Annotated in this window: 17 protein-coding genes; 8 read left to right on the top strand and 9 right to left on the bottom strand. The window is 55.8% G+C overall.

Translation table 11 applies throughout. The annotated features are described in order from the left end of the window. Positions 1-139: 139 nt before the first annotated feature. On the top strand, positions 140-901 hold the full coding sequence (locus ACYVGU_RS13290) for an ABC transporter ATP-binding protein (RefSeq protein ID WP_460622478.1): 762 nt from the start codon (positions 140-142) through the stop codon (positions 899-901). After that, positions 880-2,259, top strand: a complete 1,380-nt coding sequence (locus ACYVGU_RS13295) for a hypothetical protein (protein WP_460622479.1) — start codon at positions 880-882, stop codon at positions 2,257-2,259. Before ACYVGU_RS13290 ends, ACYVGU_RS13295 begins: the two co-directional genes overlap by 22 nt. Before the next feature lie 92 nt (positions 2,260-2,351). On the opposite strand, the gene ACYVGU_RS13300 is transcribed toward ACYVGU_RS13295, so the two are convergent. Together ACYVGU_RS13300 and ACYVGU_RS13305 are read right to left on the bottom strand one after the other, a co-directional pair. Beyond that, positions 2,352-2,678 (bottom strand): OmpA family protein, encoded by a 327-nt coding sequence (locus tag ACYVGU_RS13300; protein ID WP_460622480.1) that lies wholly within the window; start codon positions 2,676-2,678, stop codon positions 2,352-2,354. 14 nt (positions 2,679-2,692) lie between these two features. Further along, complete coding sequence (locus ACYVGU_RS13305; RefSeq protein ID WP_460622481.1) at positions 2,693-3,409, bottom strand: hypothetical protein; 717 nt, start codon at positions 3,407-3,409, stop codon at positions 2,693-2,695. A gap of 175 nt (positions 3,410-3,584) precedes the next feature. Here ACYVGU_RS13305 and prmA point away from each other — a divergent pair, with 175 nt between their 5' ends. The 5 genes from prmA to ACYVGU_RS13330 all read left to right on the top strand — a co-directional run bounded on the left by prmA (position 3,585) and on the right by ACYVGU_RS13330 (position 12,737). Beyond that, positions 3,585-4,421 (top strand): 50S ribosomal protein L11 methyltransferase, encoded by an 837-nt coding sequence (prmA, locus tag ACYVGU_RS13310; RefSeq protein WP_460622482.1) that lies wholly within the window; start codon positions 3,585-3,587, stop codon positions 4,419-4,421. Between the two features lie 246 nt (positions 4,422-4,667). After that, positions 4,668-9,878: a hypothetical protein gene (locus ACYVGU_RS13315; protein ID WP_460622483.1), complete on the top strand. Its 5,211-nt coding sequence runs from the start codon at positions 4,668-4,670 to the stop codon at positions 9,876-9,878. A 166-nt stretch (positions 9,879-10,044) separates the two neighbouring features. Then, a complete protein-coding gene (gene plsY / locus ACYVGU_RS13320; protein WP_460622484.1) occupies positions 10,045-10,686 on the top strand; it encodes a glycerol-3-phosphate acyltransferase in 642 nt (213 codons plus the stop codon). Between the two features lie 52 nt (positions 10,687-10,738). Continuing rightward, positions 10,739-11,269: a hypothetical protein gene (locus ACYVGU_RS13325; RefSeq protein ID WP_460622485.1), complete on the top strand. Its 531-nt coding sequence runs from the start codon at positions 10,739-10,741 to the stop codon at positions 11,267-11,269. 103 nt (positions 11,270-11,372) lie between these two features. Further along, complete coding sequence (locus ACYVGU_RS13330) at positions 11,373-12,737, top strand: M20 family dipeptidase (protein WP_460622486.1); 1,365 nt, start codon at positions 11,373-11,375, stop codon at positions 12,735-12,737. 70 nt (positions 12,738-12,807) lie between these two features. Here the strand turns inward: ACYVGU_RS13330 and ACYVGU_RS13335 are convergent, their stop codons facing one another. From ACYVGU_RS13335 to ACYVGU_RS13350, 4 genes are all read right to left on the bottom strand, one after another. Further along, complete coding sequence (locus ACYVGU_RS13335) at positions 12,808-13,401, bottom strand: porin family protein (RefSeq protein ID WP_460622487.1); 594 nt, start codon at positions 13,399-13,401, stop codon at positions 12,808-12,810. Positions 13,402-13,532: 131 nt separating this feature from the next. Further along, the gene (locus ACYVGU_RS13340; RefSeq protein ID WP_460622488.1) at positions 13,533-14,234 is read right to left on the bottom strand and encodes a porin family protein; all 702 of its coding nucleotides are present in this window, start codon (positions 14,232-14,234) and stop codon (positions 13,533-13,535) included. A 216-nt stretch (positions 14,235-14,450) separates the two neighbouring features. Further along, positions 14,451-15,116 carry a porin family protein gene (locus ACYVGU_RS13345; RefSeq protein ID WP_460622489.1) on the bottom strand — a complete coding sequence of 222 codons (666 nt, stop codon included), beginning with the start codon at positions 15,114-15,116 and terminating at the stop codon, positions 14,451-14,453. Between the two features lie 180 nt (positions 15,117-15,296). Next, positions 15,297-16,040, bottom strand: coding sequence for a porin family protein (locus ACYVGU_RS13350; RefSeq protein WP_460615148.1), 744 nt, complete (start codon positions 16,038-16,040; stop codon positions 15,297-15,299). Between the two features lie 251 nt (positions 16,041-16,291). On the opposite strand from ACYVGU_RS13350, the gene ACYVGU_RS13355 reads away from it, so the two are divergent. Next, positions 16,292-17,407 (top strand): acyloxyacyl hydrolase, encoded by a 1,116-nt coding sequence (locus ACYVGU_RS13355; protein ID WP_460622490.1) that lies wholly within the window; start codon positions 16,292-16,294, stop codon positions 17,405-17,407. 87 nt (positions 17,408-17,494) lie between these two features. Here ACYVGU_RS13355 and ACYVGU_RS13360 read toward each other — a convergent pair whose 3' ends face one another. From ACYVGU_RS13360 to ACYVGU_RS13370, 3 genes are all read right to left on the bottom strand, one after another. Next, complete coding sequence (locus ACYVGU_RS13360; RefSeq protein WP_460622491.1) at positions 17,495-17,647, bottom strand: 30S ribosomal protein THX; 153 nt, start codon at positions 17,645-17,647, stop codon at positions 17,495-17,497. Between the two features lie 24 nt (positions 17,648-17,671). Continuing rightward, positions 17,672-18,706, bottom strand: coding sequence for a dihydroorotate dehydrogenase (locus tag ACYVGU_RS13365; protein WP_460622492.1), 1,035 nt, complete (start codon positions 18,704-18,706; stop codon positions 17,672-17,674). Between the two features lie 90 nt (positions 18,707-18,796). Beyond that, complete coding sequence (locus ACYVGU_RS13370) at positions 18,797-20,335, bottom strand: YifB family Mg chelatase-like AAA ATPase (RefSeq protein WP_460622493.1); 1,539 nt, start codon at positions 20,333-20,335, stop codon at positions 18,797-18,799. Positions 20,336-20,450 lie beyond the last annotated feature (115 nt).

The following is a 20,450-nucleotide window of genomic DNA, read 5'->3' on the forward strand; positions in this document are numbered from 1 at the left end:
GGTTCAGCCTTTTCGAGCGTGCTCGGAAGGGCTTTTTTGTGGGCTGAGTTACTCGTCTACGGCCGAGGTAAAACCCTATCTTGCTACCTGAAATGCTAGTCCTGGAAGCAGGCAGCGCTATGTACGTGATGAAGTGCACATGGAGTTAACCTTACACGAGCTCACCAAATCATTCGGGCCCAAAACAGTGCTGCGCAATCTGAGCCTGACGGCTTCCACTGGTTACTGCGTGGGAGTGCTGGGGCGGAATGGGGCCGGCAAAAGCACCTTATTTAACCTGCTGACCAATGCGCTTCTGCCTACTTCAGGTAGCATGCTGCTGGATGGAGTGCCGCTAGGAGAAACCTTCCCGGTACAAGTAAAGCGCCGCATTGGAGCCTTGGTAAACCAGGGCCACCTAGTAGAGCAACTCACCGCCGAGGAATACCTGCAGTTTGTGGCCCGCATTTACGAATTGCCCGACGCCGCCCCCCGAATCGAAAGCTTGCTCCGCCATTTGCTGGAAGAGTTTGACACCGTACGCCACAAACGACTGAGCTCTTTTTCAACAGGCATGAAGCAGAAAGTAGCCGTGGTTTCTTGCCTGCTGCACCGGCCTGAGCTCTTGATTCTGGACGAGCCGCTCAATGGCCTTGATGTGTTTTCGGCGGAGCGCATGCTGGAGCTGCTAGGTAGCTACCGCGCCCAAGCCCTCACCTTCATTTCGTCGCACAACCTGGGGCACATTGAGAAAATTGCCACTCATCTGCTGATTCTGGACGAAAGCGAAGTGAAATACTGGGGCACCATGGATGCGTTTGTGCAGGGCCGCACCACGTACCTGAACGAAGCCCTGTTGCACCTGCTGCACCCGGCCACCACTACCCAACAAGACCTGACATGGCTCACAGCGGCGCGTTAGGCCATTTTCTGCCGTATGTACTAGGTCGTCGGCTGCGGGAAACCGTTTGGCCGAATGCCGGCGGAGAGCAGGCAATTCGGCTGCTAATTGGGGTACTGGGCGTGCTCTACGGATGTGGTCTGGCGTATCTGCTCAACCATACTGAGCCCAATCACACTGGTCAGATACGGACCATGCTGGCAGGGCTCAACAGTACCCTGTTTCTCACCACGCTGCTGGTCGACTTTCTGCCCACGTACCGCCCGGTGCAGTCTCTGTTCCCTGATCATTATCCGGTACCGGCGCGGCTCAGCGTTCTGACGGCTTTTCTGCTGGACTTACTTACCATGCGGCGGCTGTTGCTGCTGTTGTTTCTAGTGGTGGCGTTGCTGGGGGCGCCGCGCTTCTGGCCTTCCTTGGGGCTTAGTTTGGCCGTACTGCTGAGCGCCTCCACAGCTAGTTTTAACCTGCGGCTGCTTTTTTCTCTGGGCCGATGGCGCCATGTGCTGGTGCTGCTGAATGGGCTGTGCCTAGTGGCGGCAGCCGGTTGGCTTAGTGCCAGCCTGGGGGCCGTTCCGGCCGGCAGCGTGCCCGTACTGATAGGGTTGGCCGTAGCCGGGCCCCTAGTACTGTGGGCGGTTGCGCTGCGTAGTATCGGCCCGTACTTCAGCAGCCGCAACCTGACGCGCCGCCCCGATGGCCACTCTGATAGTCAGTGGCTGGCCCGCTTCTCGCCGGAAGGCAAATCGTACCTGCGCAAAACCTGGGTGCCGCTCCTGATGGGGCTCGTGTTTAAAACCCTACTGCTGGTAGGCTGCGGCATCCTGACAATGCGAGGCCACACGGACATGATGGCCGGCATGTTTTACGTGTCGTTTATGCCGGTAATCGGGTTCACGTATGTCAACAATAACCTGTTTGGCTACTTGTGGCCCATTACGGCCAATGAGCTGAGCCGCTTGGGGCTTACGCCCCGGTTGCTGCCTCTGTATCTGCGGCTGGCCGTGCCCGTGGTCTTGCTGGATTGCCTGCTATCGGCGGTGGTGGTGCTCAGTATATTTCCGCGCCAGAAGTGGGAGTTGCTGGGCCTGCTGCCACTATCGGCCCTCACGTTTTTGTCACTAGGCCTGTGGAGCAGCCTGCACAAAGCCAAAGCCATCCATAAAAACATCGATTTTACCAATCTGCGCAACAATACCTCGTCGCTCATGAGCGTGCTTACCCTCAGCTCAGCGGGCGCCTTGTACTTGCTTCCTTGGTGGTGGGCCCGCATCGCACTAGCCCTCTTGATTGCGCTAACCGCCTGGATACCTGTCCGAAAAATTCTGCGCAATGATGGTCCTGTACGCCGCCAGTTGTGGCGCACGTTAGGGGCCTGAGTAGGGTAGCAACCGGTAGAGTGTTATCTCCTATAATTAACACAAAAGCCTGTTCTGAGCTCAGAACAGGCTTTTGTGTGGTATTGAAAAGACTACCGCTTCACGAGCTCTACCCGGCGGTTTTGGGCTTTGCCTTGCTCAGTAGCATTGTCGGCTAGGGGTTTGCTTTGGCCAAACCCTGCTACCTGCAGGCGCTTGCTGTCAATCCCAGCCCTAGTAAGCGAAGCTACCACAGCCGACGCCCGAGCCTCCGAGAGCTGCTGGTTGTGTTGCGGAGTTCCGGCATTGTCGGTGTGGCCCTGCACGGCTAGCTGTAGCTGCGGGTACTGTTGCAACAAGGTCAGCACCTCCAGCACCGTCGGCTCCGACTCAGGCCGGATGGTGGCTTTGTCGGTGTCGAAGTTCACGTAGAGGGCCACATGGCCTTCTGCATCTAGTTTTTTTTTAGCTCAGTGGCCGGCATAACCGATGCCTGCTGGGGCATAGCGGCTCGCTCTACTACACTCAACCGGTAATCGTTGTCGTGGGCTTGCACCTGTACCCACACCTCTTTGTCTTTCTGCCGAATAACGTAGGTGTCGGTGCTAAAGTAAGAACGCAGGGAGCCGCTGTGCTTGTCGTATTCGGCCTCCCCGAACTTCTTCAGCACGTCTTTGTCAATTTCACCCGAGTACACTTTTACGCCGCCAAGGTTCTTCACCAGGTTTTCGTAGTTGCGCAATATCATGAGTTCAGAAGCCGCCTTCTTGGAATCCACGGGGCGGAACTGACGAAATACCACTTTGCCTTCCACGGGCACAATGTTTTTGCCGTCGTAGATGTACACCCGGTCAAAGTCAAAGCCGGTGCTGTCGCTGTCGTAGCGGGTGCGGTAGCCTTGCAAGGAGGTTAGGTACGGAAAGGCACCTAGGGTCACATTTGACACCGGCACCGAGTTTATATCAAAGGCGGCCGCTCCGGTGGTGCTAACTGTTTCAGTAACTGGGGTAGCCGCGGGTGTGGTTTCGGTGGTAACGGCAGGAGTAGTGGAAGCTGTTTCGGAAGTACTAGTGCTAGTGGTTTCTGCGGTGGTGGCGTCCTTGGAGCCGCAAGCAGAAAGAAGAGTCGCCACGCAGGCAGAAGTAGCAAACAAACGAAAAGCGTGTTTCATAGAGGGGGTGAAGGATGAAGGATAAGTAGGATGATGGCGGCAAATAAAGTAAATATTTATATAATGATACTGTAATACACTCCTGCTTCAAACGGCCGGGCATCCAAGCGCCAAGTTTTCCTGCGACCTTTGCGCCCCGGCTCGTCCGGTTTTTTGGATTTAACTACCCTTCCTGATGGATTACGTTGAGCTGCGCGTGCAAGCGCCCCGCGAGTTGGCGGATATTTTAGTGGCCGAGCTGGCCGAAGTAGGCTACAATACCTTCGAAGACAACGACGAAGGTTTCTGCGCCTACATCGATGAAGACCAGTTTTCCGCTGATGCCGTGGCTGAGGTAATGAGCCGCTACGAGGGCCTCGGCGAGCTGGAGTTCAGCCACCGCGTTATCACCCGCCAGAACTGGAATGCCGAGTGGGAAAAGAACTTCCAGCCCTTGATTATTGCCAATAAAGTGTCGGTGCGGGCCCCTTTCCATGAGGCGCGGCCCGATCTGGAATACGAAATCGTGATTATGCCGCGCATGTCTTTCGGCACCGGCCACCACGATACCACGGCCCTGATGATTACCAACCAGCTCGGCATCGACCACCAAGGCAAGCGTGTGTTGGATATGGGTTGTGGTACCGGTATTCTGGCCGTTATGGCCGTGCACCTCGGCGCCAACTACGTGCTGGCCATTGATGTGGAGCCCTGGACCGCTGAAAACGCCGCCGACAATGCCGCCGAAAACAACGTGCAGGACAAAGTGGAAGCCCGCCTTGGCGACGTGACTGCCCTGGAAGGGGAGGAGCCCTTTGATATTATTTTGGCCAACATCAACCGCAACGTCCTGCTTGAGGATATGGGTGCCTACGCCCGCTACCTGAAGCCCGGCGGCCCCATTCTGTTCTCGGGTTTTTACGAAGACGATTTGCCCCTGATTCAGGCCGCCGCGGAAAAAGCCGGGTTTACGTATGAAAGCCACCTAGTGCAAAATCATTGGGTTTCGGCCGTGTTTCGGCAGCCCGCCTAGGTAGCCATTTCCTGTGAGGTGCCCACTGCGCCGCCCAAGCAACCTAGGTTGTTTGGGCGGCGTCGTTTTGCAGGAATGATCTGAATGACGAGCCTAGGAAGAAAACTAGCCAGACGCCGCTGATGATCAGAATGGTACAAAAATAGGCTGCCTTATGATTGTGGCGAGGCGGTGTGTAAAGCGGCCTAATATGTGCGGGGATTTGCCGAAATTGTAGGCGATTAACCAGGCTTTGACGAATTTGATATGAAGCATACTGTTTTTGGGTGGGTTTGCGCGTTGCTGCTGGGCGTTGGAGCCCCAGTTTGGGCGCAGCAAAAGCCCCAGCCCACAAAGCAACCCGCGGGTGCCGCTCCGGCTGCTCCGGCGTTGCCCAGGTTTACGGGTAAGCTCAGCACAGAGCCCCAGCAGTTTATGGTAGATGTGCAGTCGATGATGGCTACTACCAACAATGCAGCGGCAAAAGCTACCGGCAGCCGCCTGCAGCAGCTGTGGGCTAGCAACCGGCTCACGGCCAGCCAGCAAGGCCAGATTGTGGCCCTCAGCCAGCGGATGCTGGCCCGTAAGTTCAAGGCTAAGCCCCATTTTGAAGCGTTCTTCAAAGCCATTACGGCTGGGGTACTGGTGCAGAACTTCTCCGACCAGCAAACCACCGAGTTACTGAATGTGGTAGGCAAAGCGCTGGAGCGCGAGCAAGCTCCCGACGTGGAGAAGTTCTTGATGAACTCCGCCGACTTCCTGGAAACCCGGTATCTGCATCGCTCCCGGTACAGCACCTTGCGGGTGGTAGGCGGGACGTTCAGCTTCGCCTACAACGAAACCGACCTGCCTTCTATGGCCCCGCCAGCACCGCCAACTCCGGCGCCCGCTACCATCGAAACCAAGCCGCTCAACACCAAAGCCTCGCCTAAAAAAGCGCCGGCGGGCTGGGATAGTGGCTGGGGCGACGACGATGGCTGGGGCACCTCCAAAGCCAAGTCGGGAACGGCTGCTGGTGCTAAAAAGGAGGAGGCAACCTTTGAGCCCGCGCCCTCTTATAATAGCTACGCCACACCGCCCACCCGTGGGCCGGTGCTCATGCTGAAAGAGGCTGACCTGCTGCTCAAAACCTCCTCCGATTCTGTTTTTATCCGCAGAACCAGCGGCGCAGTAGTAGCGTCGCGCAACCGCTTTGTGGGCTACGGCGGTGAATTTGCCTGGCAGGTGGGTGCTAACCCGGCCACTGCCGCCCTCACTACCTATGATTTCGACATAACCAAAGCCGAATTCACCGCTCAGCCTGTTACCCTGACCTATCCTGCCGTGCTCGAAGCGCCCATTCAGGGCTGGTTGGCCTTTAAAAGCGTGCAGCGCAAACCCGGGGTGAAGGAGTCTCCCTACCCTCGCTTCATTTCCAATACCAACGATGCGCGGGTAAAGAACATTGGCGAAAACATCCGCTACTTCGGGGGCTTCTCGCTTTCCGGTACGCGGGCGCTGTCGGCTTCACTGGACGGAGCCTTGTCGCGTATTATCGTAGACGTGGATGGTAAGCCCAAGTTCCGGGCGTCGTCGCAGGTGTATATGCTCGGCGACTCCGTTATCACGGCGGCCCACGCAGCGGTTACCATCTTCCAGGATAAGCAGGACTCCTTGACGCACCCAGGCGTTAAGTTCAAGTATAACAAGCCTAAGCATCTGCTCCAGCTCGCTCGTGAGGAAGGCCTGTATAAAACCACGCCCTACCACGACTCTTACCACCAAATGGAGGTCTCGACGGAGCTGCTGACCTGGCCGGTGCGTACGCCCTACATCGATTTCTCTATCCTGACGGCGAAAAACCAGGTTACGGCCAACTTCGAGTCGAAGGAATTCTACACCAACACGCGCTACCAGCAAATCAAAGCCATCAACAAGTTGCACCCGCTACAAATGGTGGTGGGCTACAGCATGGAAAACGGCAACAAGCGGTTATTCACCATTCAGGAGGTAGCAACGTTCCGCAAGTTAAAGCCCGAGAACGTGCGCTCGGCGGTGGCTGGCTTGGCCCAGGATGGCTACGTAGCGTGGTACCCGCAAACCGACCAGGTAGTGCTGCTGCCGAAAGCGCTGCACTACGTGAACTCCTCGCGGGGCAAAAAAGACTACGACCACATTGCCATCAAGAGCCTGTCGCCTTCGGGCAAAAACGCTACCCTTGATCTGAACACCAACGACCTGATTGTGCGCGGGGTGGACCGCTTCAACTTCTCCGATGACTCCGTCACGGTGTTCGTGAAGCCCGACTCCAGCATTATCCGCATTCAGAAAAACCGCGGTGTACTGTTCAATGGTACGGTAGTGGCCTCGGCCTTTGTGTTCAAGGGCAAGGAGTTCAAGTTCGACTATGACGGTTTCTTCATTGACCTGGCCAAGATTGACTCCATCATCGTGAAGGGCAAGGGCTCGAAAGGCTCCGTAATGAAAGCCCGCAAGGATGTGGACTGGACCCTGACCAACAAGAAAAAGACCTCGACCGGTAAACTCTACATCAACCACCCCAACAACAAGTCGGGCCGGAAGAAGCTGGGGGCTTACCCCACCTTCGATGCTAGTACCGGCGCGTACGTGTACTTCGATAAGCCGGAAGTACTAGGTGGCGCCTACGACACCACCATGTACTTCGATATTCCGCCCTTCAAGCTGGACTCTTTGAATAATAAGAACCGCGCTGCGGTAGGCTTCAAGGGTACCTTCGTTTCGGGGGGCATCATGCCAAACTTCAACACCAAGCTGAGCATGCAGGAAGATGGCGCCCTGGGTTTTGTGTACAACGTGCCCAAGGAAGGTTTCCCACTCTACGGGGGCAAAGGCCGCATCTTCAATAAGGTGAGCATGAGCAACCGAGGCTTGCAGGGCATCGGCAACATCAAGTATCTGACCGGCGACTTTAACAGCGACCAGTTTATCTTCTATAAGGACTCCGTGGTAACGGTGGGCAAAACCGCTACTATTCTGCCGGGGCCGCTCAACGGTACTGAGTTTGCCAAAGTAACCTTCCTGCCGGGCTACCAGATGAAGTGGGCCGTGAAGCAGGACTCGATGTACCTGACCACCCAGCCGCAGGGCGAAGGCTTTAAGGTGTACGATAATACCTACGCCTTCAAAGGCACCATGACCTACACGCCCGGCGGCCTCTACGGCGACGGCCGCGTAGATGGTCCGCAGTCGTTTATTCGCTCTACACAGTTCGCCTTTAAGCCTACCCGCTACACAGGTAAAAAGGCTACGCTCAACATTAAATCGGCGGAGGTTAACAAGCCGGCGCTTACGGCAAACAACGTGTCGTTTACGTATGATCTGAAGGCCGGCAACACTGACTTTTCCAGAGAAGAAGGCGACAACAAATCCAGCATCGACCTTCCGTACTCGCAGTACCGCACTACACTGTCGGGCGGTAACTGGGACTTCAAGAAGAAGTTCGTGAAGCTGCGGGTGGCCCCCGGTGCCGATTCGTCGCGCTCCTACTTCTATAGCACCAAGCCTGAGCAGAACGGCCTGAAGTTCCAGGCCGCTACCGGCCAGTACGACCTGAGCCGCTACCGCTTGGTAGCTGGTGGCGTGCCGCGCATTTCCTCAGCCGACGCCTGGATTATGCCCGACTCGAGCAAAGTGTACATTCTGCCCAACGCCGAAATGCGGGGCTTCCAGAATGCCGGCATCGTGATGGATACTCTGCGCAAGTTCCACAACCTGTACAAAGGCGAAATTCGGGTGCTCTCGCGTACGGCTTTCTCCGGCAATGCGCTTTACAACTATAAGAACGCCTCCGCCGACTCCTTTGCCATCAAGTTCGCCAACTTCCACGTCGACTCTATGGCGACGGCAACGGCCTCGTTGGGTAAAGCCGGAGCCGCTAAAGGCGGGGTGAAAAGCCTGCTGAAGCGTAGCCCCGATGGTGATGCGCCGGTTGCGCCGCCTACCTTGGCAGTGGCCAGCATTCAGGCTACCGATAAGTTTCACTTGGCGCCCCGCATTGCGTATCGGGGTGGCGTGAAGATGAGCTCTCAGAAGAAAGGCTTTACGTTCGATGGTCAGGCTAAGCTGAACTTCGTGAAGTCGACGACGGCCTCGGAGTGGTTTGCCGTGCAGGATACCATTGACCCCAAAGGCATCCGCATTAAGCTTAATGAGCCTAAGTCTGATGATGGCACGCCCATGCTCTCAGGCCTGTTTTTGGCCGAAGGCACGGGCAAGGTGTACCCGCTGTTTGTGGCGCCCAAGCCCGGAGTAACGGACATGAACCTATTCACGGTGGACGGGATGCTGCGCTACGACTTGAAAAAGCGCCTGTATACTATCAGCCAGCACGACCCCAGCAACCCGGATATCTACGAGGGCTCGGTGATGACCCTCACGGACTCAACCGGCGCGCTTAACTTCCGGGGTAAGCTCAACCTAATCAACTCCAACAAGGACTATAACCTGACGGCCGCTGGCCTAGGCTATGCCAAGCCCGATAGCGCCCTTTACGACCTGGATACCTTCATGACCTTCGACATTAACCTGCCGGAGAAAGCTGTGGAGGCCATGGGCCAAGACTTGGCTACAAACGCCAAAGGAGCCCCAGAAGCTCTAACCGGCTCGCAGGCGCAGCTATATAAGATGGCTGAGTTTGTGGGTAACAAAACGGTGCAGGAATACAGCGCCCGCAAAGGGGGCTATGTGCCGCTGCAAAAGGTATCGGCTAAGTTCCTGCACACGGTGGTGCTCAGCCAAGTGAACCTGCGCTGGAATGAAAAGCTTCGTGCCTGGTACTCGGTGGGTAAAATTGGCCTAGTAAGCGTAGGCAAGAAGGACATCAACGCCCTGATTGATGGCTACATCGAAATCAAAAAGGAAAGCACCGGCGACGCCGTGGAGCTGTACCTGGAGGCCGAGCCCCAGACGTGGTACTACCTCAAGTACTCCAACAATGTGCTGCTGGCCAAGGCCCAGCACGGCTCCTTCGATGAAATTGTGGGTTTGAAAGCCAAGGGCGACTACAACACAGCCACCCAGTACGGCTTCTACCTCGGCGACGACATGGAAGTGCAAACCTTCCTCAACCACTTCCGCAAAGACTACCTCAAGGATTTGACGAAGCGTAAAATCAACACCACGCAGCCCGTCAGCTCCGGCAACTTCGACTTCATGGAAGAAGGCTCCAAGAAGAAAAAGAAGAAGAAGGACCCAGTAGAGGAAGCCTTGCAGTCGGACCCCAATGCTACCCCGCCGGCCGAGGAAGAAACTACTACCAAAAAGAAAAAGAAGAAAGACGAGGTAGTAGAAACCGCTCCGGCCGCTGATGCTCCGGCGGAAGACACTGGCAAGAAAAAGAAGAAGAAGGACGAAGTGGTAGAAGCCACTCCACCTGCCGCGGCTCCGGCCGAGGAACCGAAAAAGGAATCCAAAAAGAAAAAGAAGAAGGACGCCAACGACCCCTTCGCCGACGAATAACCTACCTGCCCCGCCAGCTTCTGGCGGGGCAGTTTTCGTATGGTGCCTTGGCTACTAGATAGGATTGGGGCTTAAAGTGTAGTAGGTTGTTTCAGCACTTTGCCAACACCGGTGGGCTAGGCCCGTATCTTTGCTATATCGACAAAACGCTACCCGCCCTTTCTCCATGAACCTCCCCCTAGTGCTCGGCCTGTTGGTGGCCGCATACCTCATTGGCTCCATCCCAACGGCCTTGTGGGTCGGGCGTCTGTTCTTTGGACTTGATATTCGGGAGCACGGCTCGGGCAATTCGGGGGCTACCAACACCTTCCGGGTGCTCGGCAAAAAGCCCGGCTCGTTTGTAATGGCCGTAGACGTGCTAAAGGGCTGGGCTGCTACGTCGCTGGCGCAAATCATGCTCAACCAGGGCGCTATTCTGCCTGAGCAGCTCTTGTATTACCAACTGGCCTGTGGAGTATTAGCCGTAGTCGGGCACATTTATCCTATTTGGGCGGGGTTTAGAGGGGGCAAGGGGGTAGCAACGGTGCTGGGCATGATGCTGGCCATTGCGCCGGGGGTAGTAGGTGTCTGCATTCTAGTGTTTATCGTCATGCTGCTCATCAGCCGCTACGTGTCACTTTCTTCCATGACGGCCGGGGTGGCGTTTGCCCTGCTCCAACTGGTGCCTCAGTTCCGCCCCGATAACTCGCTGCTGCTGTGGTTTGGGTTTGTGCTGGCCGCGCTCCTAGTATACACGCACCGCGCCAACATCGGCCGCCTGCGCGCCGGCACGGAAAGCCGCGTGCCCATGCCCTGGGACAAGAAGTAAACCTGAAAGGCGAATAGCCAGCATACACTAGGCTCTGGACGGAGCTAAACCTATGGGCTTTGGGTTCAATATGTTCTTCCTCTTTGTCCTATTGCCGGGTTCAGCTTTGCTAGTGCTGCTGGCTGTTCTAACTCAAAAGACTTTTTTCCTAAAATTGCTAGGCGGTGTATGGGCCGGAGTATTTGGTTTGGTCGGGACGGCATGGCTAGCTCAGGCCCTCATGCCAAGCAATGAGCTAGAGAAGGCCGACTATTATGGCAGCTACATTATCGACCGGAGTAAATTTCCCGGAAAGCAGGCCGATTGGCAGTTCAATACCTTTCGTTTCGAAATTACCAGCAACGACCGTATCACTTTCCATGTCATGGATGGAAGTGCTAGTGTGCAGACATATTACGGTACTATCTCTACTGTAAAACCGTACAGCTCACACCGGCTGGTGGTAAGTATGAAGCAGCCAACGCACCATATTCTCGCTTCCAACCCTACGGTTTACCGGCACAACGGTAACTTCTATCTGGTGTTCGAGTCGCCTAGGTTCGGCAATGTGTTTTTCACCAAAGGAAATTGGAAGCCTCTATAGAGTCTATAGCTGAAAGTCGCGCAGTTGGAATACAGGCTTAGGCGCTATTTTAGGCTGGCCCTGCTACCTTTACCCTCGCATTTCCAACCAACCCCACCGCCGCATGGCTTCCTACCTCGAACAGAACCAAGAACGTTTTCTGAATGAATTGATGGACTGGCTCCGTATTCCATCGGTTTCTGCTGATCCTAAGTTTCATGGCGACGTGCTGCGTGCCGCCGAGTACCTCAAAGCCCGTTTCCAGGAAGTAGGCCTGGAGAATGTGGAGCTATGCCCCACGGCCGGCAACCCCATCGTATACGGCGAGAAAATCATTGACCCCAGCCTGCCCACGGTACTCGTGTACGGCCACTACGACGTGCAGCCCGCCGACCCCTACGAGCTGTGGACCTCTGGGCCGTTCGAGCCGGTAATCAAAGACGGTAAGATTTACGCCCGCGGCGCCTGCGACGACAAGGGCCAGGTGTACATGCACGTGAAGGCTTTCGAGATGATGAACCAGGAAGGCGGCGTGCCCTGCAACGTGAAGGTGATGATTGAGGGCGAAGAGGAAATTGGCTCGAACAACCTGGCCATCTTTGTGCGCGAAAACAAGGAGAAGCTCAAGGCCGACGTCATCCTGATTTCGGATACCGGCATGCTCGCCAACGATCAGCCCAGCATTGAGGTAGGCCTGCGCGGCCTGAGCTACCACGAGGTAGAAGTAACCGGCCCCAACCGCGACTTGCACTCTGGCCTCTATGGCGGTGCCGTGGCAAACCCCATCAACGTGCTCTGCAAGATGATTGCTAGCCTGCACGATGAGAACAACCACATCACCATCCCCGCCTTCTACGACAACGTAGCCGTGCTCAGCGCCGAAGAACGCGCCGAGCTGAACCGCGTGCCGCACTCCGATGAGGAGTTTAAGCAGAGCATTGGTTTGCCCGCTACCTACGGCGAGGAAGGCTACACCACCGTGGAGCGTATCGGCATTCGGCCTACCCTGGACGTGAACGGCATTTGGGGCGGATACACCGGCGAGGGCGCCAAAACCGTTATTGCCTCCAAGGCTTACGCTAAAATCTCGATGCGTCTGGTGCCGCACCAGACGTCCGAGGAAATCACCGAAATCTTCCAGAAGCACTTCACTAGCATTGCGCCAGCCGGCGTAACGGTGGTAGTAAAGCCCCACCACGGCGGCGAGCCCGTCGTTACGCCTACTGATTCAGTAGCCTACAAAGCGGCCGCCGATGCCATGGAAACCACTTTCGGCAAGCGCCCCATTCCTACTCGCGGCGGCGGCTCCATCCCGATTGTAGCCATGTTCAAATCGGAGCTGGGCCTGGATACTGTATTGCTCGGCTTCGGCCTCGATTCGGATGCCATCCACTCGCCTAATGAACACTATGGCGTGTTCAACTTCCTGAAAGGCATCGAGACCATTCCGTATTTCTACCGCAATTATGCGGCTGCCATGAAAGGCTAGCACAAGCAAAACCAATAAAAAAGAGCGGCCTCCGGTAGTGGAGGCCGCTCTTTTTATGTGCTAGGGTCACTTACCTACCCAACACGTAGCTCAGATACAGCTGAAATGCGGTGTTATGGATTTTGGCCTGAGTAGTCACGTTGCCAACCGTATTCTTCTGCGGGATGTTGGTTAAGCCGCCGTTGTAGCGCAGCCCAATCCCCGGGCCGCTCGACAGTTGATAGCCTAGGCCCGCTGCATAGCCAAAGTCGATGGTGTTGTAGCCGTCCTTGATGTCAACAGAAGTGCTGCCGATTTCCCGTTTGGCAGAGGCTAGGAAGCCAAGCTGAGGGCCGGCCTCAAAGAATAAGCCGCCCGCATTTACCCGGAACATAACCGGCAGGTCAACATAGTTGAAGCGGTTAATCACATCATTGCCATTAACCGTGTACTTCGAGCCTTTTTGGGAGTACAGCAGTTCAGGCTGCACCGAAAAAGCATCGTTAATACCAATGTTGGTTAGCAGTCCGCCATGAAAGCCAAATTTATTGCCATTCAGTCCGGCATTGTCGCCTTCCAGATTGGTAAGGCTAGCTCCGGCTTTCACTCCGAAACGGACATTTTGGGCGGCGGCTACGTTTGCCAGTCCTACCACGGCTAGTGCTGAAAGAAGAAGCTTTTTCATAGAGACAGAAGAAAAATCAGTAGCGTGTGATGAAGACGCGAAACTACACGGAAATGCAATGGGGCACGTGAACGGCATAAAAAAGACCCGCTCTAAACCAGAGCGGGTCTTTTTAGGGAGAGAAAGGGAGGTTACTTGCTCGGAATGAGGTAGCCGAGTGAAAGCTGGAATGCGGAGTGACGGGCGTTTTGCAGGTCGCCATTGAAGTAGGCACCATTGTCGCTCTTCACAAAGTCGCTGAAGGCGCCGGTGTAGCGCAGGCCCAGGCTCAGGCCGTTGTCGGCTTGGTAGCCTAGGCCGGCGGCGTAGCCCAACTCGGTACGGTTTAGGCCGCTCACATCCGATTTATTCTGATCTTCAAACGTCTCTACTTTGCCAGAAACCGTGTTGGTGCGGGTAGTTTTGGTTTCGTTGTTGGAGCTGAGCAGGTACGACACTTGCGGGCCAGCTTCTACATAAAAACCGCCGGTGTTTACCTTCAGCAGTACCGGTAAATCGAGGTAATTGTAGTTCACCTGACCTTCGCGCTTGAAAGTGTAGCCAAGGCCACCCACCGTCTGGCTGTATTCGTCGGGCTTGTTATCGAAGCCTTTCTGCGAGTATAGCAGCTCCGGCTGGATAGAGAAGAAACCGTCGCCGGTGATGTCGGCATTCAGCATCACACCGCCCAGGAAACCAACCTTGTTGTTGTAAGTGCTTTCGTTGCGAATGTTGCCGGCTAGGTTAGAGTAGTTAGCACCAGCGCGCAGACCTAACCGCACACCTTGTGCATGAGCGGCCGAAAAAGAAGTAGCTGCCAGAGCAGCGGCGAATACGAGGGGAAGCTTTTTCATGAGTGCAACAGAAATTAGTTGGAAAGAGTGAGTGCACGTAGCTCCGCTCAAATCGAAAAGTGTGCCAAATTTTCCTTTCAAAGTGCCTTTACAGCGGACGAACATGCCTTCCAAGTCTGCCAGTTAGCTAGTTGCCGCTGACCATTAATGAGATAGAACGCAAGTGGCCCGGCTCCAAACAAAGGAGCCGGGCCACACAAGCCAGCTAGCGCTGTGTTATTTGCTAGGGATGAGGTAGCCTAATGACAGTTGAAACACCGAATTGCGGGCGTTGGCCAACTCGCCGTTGCGGTAACTGTCGTTTTTAGCGAAGTCAGTGAAGCTGCCGTTGTAGCGCAAGCCCAGCAGCAGGCCCATCTCTGACTGGTAGCCTAGGCCGGCGGCGTAGCCAATCTCGTTGCGGTTTACATCGTCAAGGTCGGCCTCGCCGGAGGTGCGGGCAATGATGTTGCCATTAAGCGTGCGCGTCGACTCGTCTTTTACCTTCAGCAGGTAGCTGTACTGGGGGCCTGCTTCAAAAAACAGCCCGCCGGCGTTTATTTTGAGGAGCACTGGCACATCAATGTAGTTATAGGTTACGCTGCCCGTGTTTTTGTACACGCCAAAAGCCGAACTTTCATTGTAATCAAAGCCTTTCTGCGAAAACAGAACCTCTGGCTGAATAGAGAAAAAGCCGTCGCCGGTTACGTCGGCGTTCAGCATCACACCGCCATGGAAGCCCAGCTTATTGTCGTAGCCATCCTTGTTGTTCAGGTCGCCGGAAAGATTGGAGAGGTTTGCGCCCCCTTTGATGCCTAGGCGCACACCCTGCGCAAGCGCCTGCGAAGAGGCAAACGACACAACCGCCAGCAAAGCACCAGCAGCGAAAAGTGACTTTTTCATACGAGAGCAGAAAGATTGGTAGGAAAGAAGAAATACAGACTCGGGAGCAGCCCGAGAAAAATGTACCAGGTTAGCGCCTTAAACGCAGGAGTGGGGACGAAGGCATATAAACCAGGTAGAAAAAAAGCGGCCTTCCGTAAGGAAGGCCGCTAGTAATCCATCGGGCACGCGTGGAGCCGACTAACGAGTCGGAATCAGGTAACCGATTTGCAGCGTGTAGGCGTTGTTAAACGCTTTCGGCTCGTTGTCCTGGTCTTTGCTGTCAATGAGGGAGTTGAAGCCGCGGGCATAACGCAGGTTCAGGCTCAGGCCGCCTTCGGTCATGTAGCCAACACCGGCTACGCCGCTGAGGTCGAACTGGGCAAGGTCAGACTTGTACGCCTCGTCGCGGCTTACACCGGTGTAGTCGCGGAAGCCGCCGTTGCTTTCAACTCTGTCTTTTTCACCGTTAGTGAACTTGGTGGTGCTCTCCTGCTTATTTTTTGAGCCGAAGAGGTAGCTTACTTGCGGGCCCAGCTCAAAGAACAGACCACCCGCATTGATTTTAGCCAGCAGTGGTACGTCGAGGTAGTGCAGTACGCGCTGCTGCTCTAGCTCTACCTTTGATACGCCGGAAGGCAAACCAGTGGTCTGCTCCGACTTAATTTCGTAGCCTTTGCGGTTGTAGAGCAACTCCGGAGCAAACGAGAAGAACCCGTCGCTGCTGATCGGAATAGAGAGGCCTACGCCGGCATTGTAGCCCAGCTTGTAGTCGCCTAGGTCGGTGCTGTAGTTCGGGCCGGTAATCTGGTTGACGTTGTCGCCGGAAATGTTGGAGTAAGTGGCACCAGCCTTCAGGCCAATACGGAAGCCGCCGGCGTCCTGAGCGTGAGCAAGCGAAGCGGCCGAAGCCAAAGCAAGGGTAAGTGCTGCAATTTTTTTCATAACAATTCTGGAGTTACTCGGGTGGAGTGAAAAGATACATTCGGTTCCGATTGGGTAACGGAAGCAGGCATACTTAGCGCGCTGGAGCCAGAAATGTTGCGTTAGCGGAAAGATTTACCTTTGAGCCCACGCCCCAGTTTCCGCCAGTGTCCACAGGGTCAGGTGTTTTGAAGTAAGTACGCTATGATAAGTTTCTGGTTACCACCACGGGCCTTTGTAGCAAAATGGGACGGGCTGATTGTCTGAGAGATATGCAAAATAGACGATGCTGCTGGGCTGCTAGTGCCCTAGTAGCGGGGAGTTTTCTTGGTACTAATGCGGCCCGCGCCCAAGCGCCCGAAACGCCGGGACCCATTGTGGTGGGCGCCTATGCGCAGGGCAGCTTTATCATTGCGCACACGCCCAGCATCAAGCACCTGGCCGTGTCGCACCCCACAGGGCTGGAGCTGAATCTGCAGCGGCAAACCAATGGCTCCGAGCCTTGGCATGCTTGGTACCGCTACCCTAAAGTGGGGCTGGCGCTGGTGTATTATGACTACCATAATCCGGTGCTCGGCAAGTCGTACACGGCCAGTGTGTACATCAACAAGGCTATTTGGCGCACACAGCGGCAGGAGGTGAGCTTCCGTGTCGGGACGGGGCTAGGGTATTTTCCGGTTCGCTTCGAGCCAGTGGTCAACCACAAAAATACCATCGTCAGCTCGCGGCTGAACGCTACGTTGCAAACCCGCCTGGAGTATGATGTAGCTCTTTCCCAACACGTGGGGCTGCTGCTGGGGTTAGGGCTTAATCATTATTCTAACGGGGCCACTACCAAGCCCAACTTCGGGATTAATCTGCCCACGGTGCTGCTAGGACTGAACTACCACCAACAGCGTCCATTTCGGCCTTTGGATACCGCGCCCACACCGGAGCCGACCGATGTAGGCCGCACCTTTCTGAACCTAAGCACAACGGTAGGGTGGAAGCAGCGCAACGAAAGCGACCTGCGGCGTTACCTCGTCAATTCAGTAACGCTAGCCGTTGGACGCCGGGTTAACCGCAAAAGTGCCCTAGTGGCTGGCCTGGAGGGATTCTACGACCGGAGCCTGCTCGCTCAACTCCAGGACACGGCCCGCACCTCCGACCAACTACCCGACGTGAAAAAGGCGGGTGCTTATTTTGGGCATGAGCTGCTGTTTGGGCGGTTGTCGGTGGTATCGCACCTAGGCGTGTATTTCTACAATCCCTACAAGTCTAACAGCTTCTACTACGAGCGAATAGGATTGAAATACCACTTCACGGAACGTCTCTTTGGCAACTTGGACCTGAAAGTGCACCGCGGCGCCGCCGATGTAATTGAGTGGCGGGTTGGCCTGAGGCTGTAGGCTAGTAGCGGCTGGTTTGAGCTCAGAGAGGGGCTAGGGCATACCAATAAAAAGCCCCGAACCTATGTGAGGCTCGGGGCTGAAGAGTTACTTTTTACCGGTTGGTTTGGGCGTTGCCGCTTTCCCGGCTTTTTTCTTTTTGCGATGCACGCCGAAGCTGCCATTGCTGCGCTTACCTCGTTTCGTCTTGATATCTCCTTTGCCCATGCTAGTGAAATAAGTAGAGGTGAAGAATGTCACTTCTACTCTACACTAAGGGCATTGTCAAGCTGAAGCAAGTGCCTGATTGATACGTTTTACTAGCCCCGGGCCTTCGTAGATGAACCCCGAATACAGCTGCACCAGACTGGCTCCGGCTTCCAGTTTTTCGCGGGCATCTTGGGCGGAGTGAATGCCGCCCACGCCAATGATGGGCAGATTACCACGGCTGCGCTGGCTGAGGTAACGAATTACCTCTGTGGCGCGCTGGCGCAGCGGCTTGCCGCTCAGGCCCCCCGCGCCTAGCGCGGTTACCTGCGCCTCGGGCGTTGTGAGGCCGCTGCGGCTGATGGTGGTGTTGGTAGCTACCAGGCCGCTGAGATGGGTTTCTCGGGCGATGAGCAGGATATCGTCGAGTTGGGTATCGGTGAGGTCTGGCGCAATTTTGAGTAGCAGCGGCCGGGGTGTGGGCAGCGTTTGGTTACGTTCCTGCACCTGCTGCAGCAGCTCAATCAGTGGCTCGCGCTCCTGCAGCTGGCGCAGGTTGGGCGTATTCGGCGACGACACATTCACCACGAAGTAATCGACCACCTCGTGCAGCGCTTCCACGCAGGCAACGTAGTCGTGCGAGGCCAGCTCGTTGGGTGTATCCTTGTTTTTGCCAATGTTGCCCCCAATAATCAAGTCTTTGTTGCGACGCTGGCGGAGCAGGGTAGCGGCGGCCTCGGCACCGTAGTTATTAAACCCCATGCGGTTTACCAGGGCCTCATCCTGCGGCAACCGAAACAGGCGCGGCTGGGGGTTGCCCGGCTGCGGACGCGGCGTCACCGTCCCGATTTCCACAAACCCAAAGCCCAGCGCGGCCAGCTCATCGGTGAGTTCCGCGTTTTTATCGAAGCCGGCGGCTAGGCCCACCGGGTTCCGGAACCGCAACCCAAACACATCCTGCTCCAGACTAGGGTGCTGAAAGTCGTAAAGTGTCCGAAACAGGGCCGCTGAGCCTGGTAGGCGGTGCGCGCGTTTCAGGTTATCGAACACCAGATGATGCGCTTTCTCAGCATCCAGCCGGAAAAACAGCGGTTTAAGCAGGGCTTTGTACATGGCGCTGCAAAGATGGCAAAATAGGGCGTGTGTGCCGCGGCTGTTTTACTAGGCCTCTCGAAATCCGAAACCCATCGGCGCCCACTACTGCTAGCCCGCCCAACCTTCTCTATCAAGGCTGCGGTACTGGATGGCTTCGGCCAAGTGCTGTAGCTGAATATCTTCGGCATCGGCTAGGTCGGCAATGGTGCGCGCCACTTTCAGAATGCGGTCATAAGCGCGGGCCGACAGTCCGAGGCGCTCCATGGCCGTTTTCAGCAGCGTGAGGCCCGCCTGATCGATGCGGCAGATGTCCTTCACCATCTGGGAGGGCATCATGGCATTGGAGTGTATTTCCGGAAACTCCCGGAACCGCTCCGCTTGCCGCTGTCGGGCTTCAGCCACGCGCTCCTGAATAGTACGGCTATCCTCGGAGCGGCGCGTTTCCGTCATTTGGTCGAAGGTGACGGGCGTTACTTCTACGTGCAGATCAATCCGGTCGAGGAGCGGTCCGCTTACTTTATTGAGGTAGCGCTGCACCACGCCTGGTCCGCACACGCACTCTTTCTCGGGGTGGTTGTAGTAGCCGCACGGGCACGGGTTCATGCTGGCAATAAGCATGAAGTTGGCCGGAAAATCGATGCTGACTTTGGCCCGGGATATAGTTACGCGGCGCTCTTCCAGGGGCTGGCGCATCACTTCCAGCACGGTGCGCTTAAATTCCGGCAGCTCATCCAGAAATAGCACGCCATTGTGGGCCAGAGATATTTCGCCGGGCTGCGGATTACCGCCACCACCCACCAAGGCTACATCAGAAATAGTATGGTGCGGCGACCGAAAGGGCCGCGTATTCAGCAACGAGGCATTAGCGCCCAACTTGCCTGCCACCGAGTGAATTTTGGTGCTTTCCAGCGCCTCCTGCATGTTCAGGGCCGGCAGAATGCTCGGTAGACGCTTGGCTAGCATGGTCTTGCCTGCACCCGGCGGGCCAATCATAATCACGTTATGACCGCCGGCCGCGGCAATTTCCAAGGCCCGTTTGATGTTTTCTTGGCCCTGCACATCGGCAAAATCGGCGGCGTATTGGTTGGCTGTGTGCTGAAATACGTCGCGGGTATCAATAACCACAGGCTCTATCTCCAGTCGGCCTTCCAGAAAATCCACGGCTTCCTGCATGGTATCTACCGGAATCACGTCGAGGTTATTCACAATAGCTGCTTCCTGCGCGTTTTCGCGGGGCAGAATAAAGCCTTTGAACCCTTCTTTCCTGGCTTGGATGGCAATGGGCAGCACGCCTCTGATGGATCTTAGAGCACCGTCAAGGGCGAGTTCGCCCATCAGCACATACTCGGAGAGCCGCTCGGTGGTCAGTTGCTGCGAGCCGTGCAGAATGCCAATAGCAATGGGCAAGTCGTAGGCAGAGCCCTCCTTCCGGATGTCGGCGGGAGCCATGTTCACTACCACCTTCGTGCGGGGCATGCGGTAACCGCGAAATTTCAGGGCCGCTTCTACCCGCTGCTGGCTTTCCTTGATGGCGTTATCCGGTAGGCCCACTACAAAAAAGCCAGTGCCCTGTGATACAACAACTTCAATGGTAATAGTATACGCATTAACTCCTTGTACTGCGGAGCCAAAGGTTTTGGTAAGCATAACAGCAAGCCCGAATCAGAATGAAACAAAATACCCTAACTAGGGGATGAAGTTACACACTTCGAACGGTGTTTTCTTTATTTTGTCCTACTGTTCAGCTATACAAAAGGCCTTT

It is taken from the genome of Hymenobacter tenuis, from assembly GCF_054780495.1.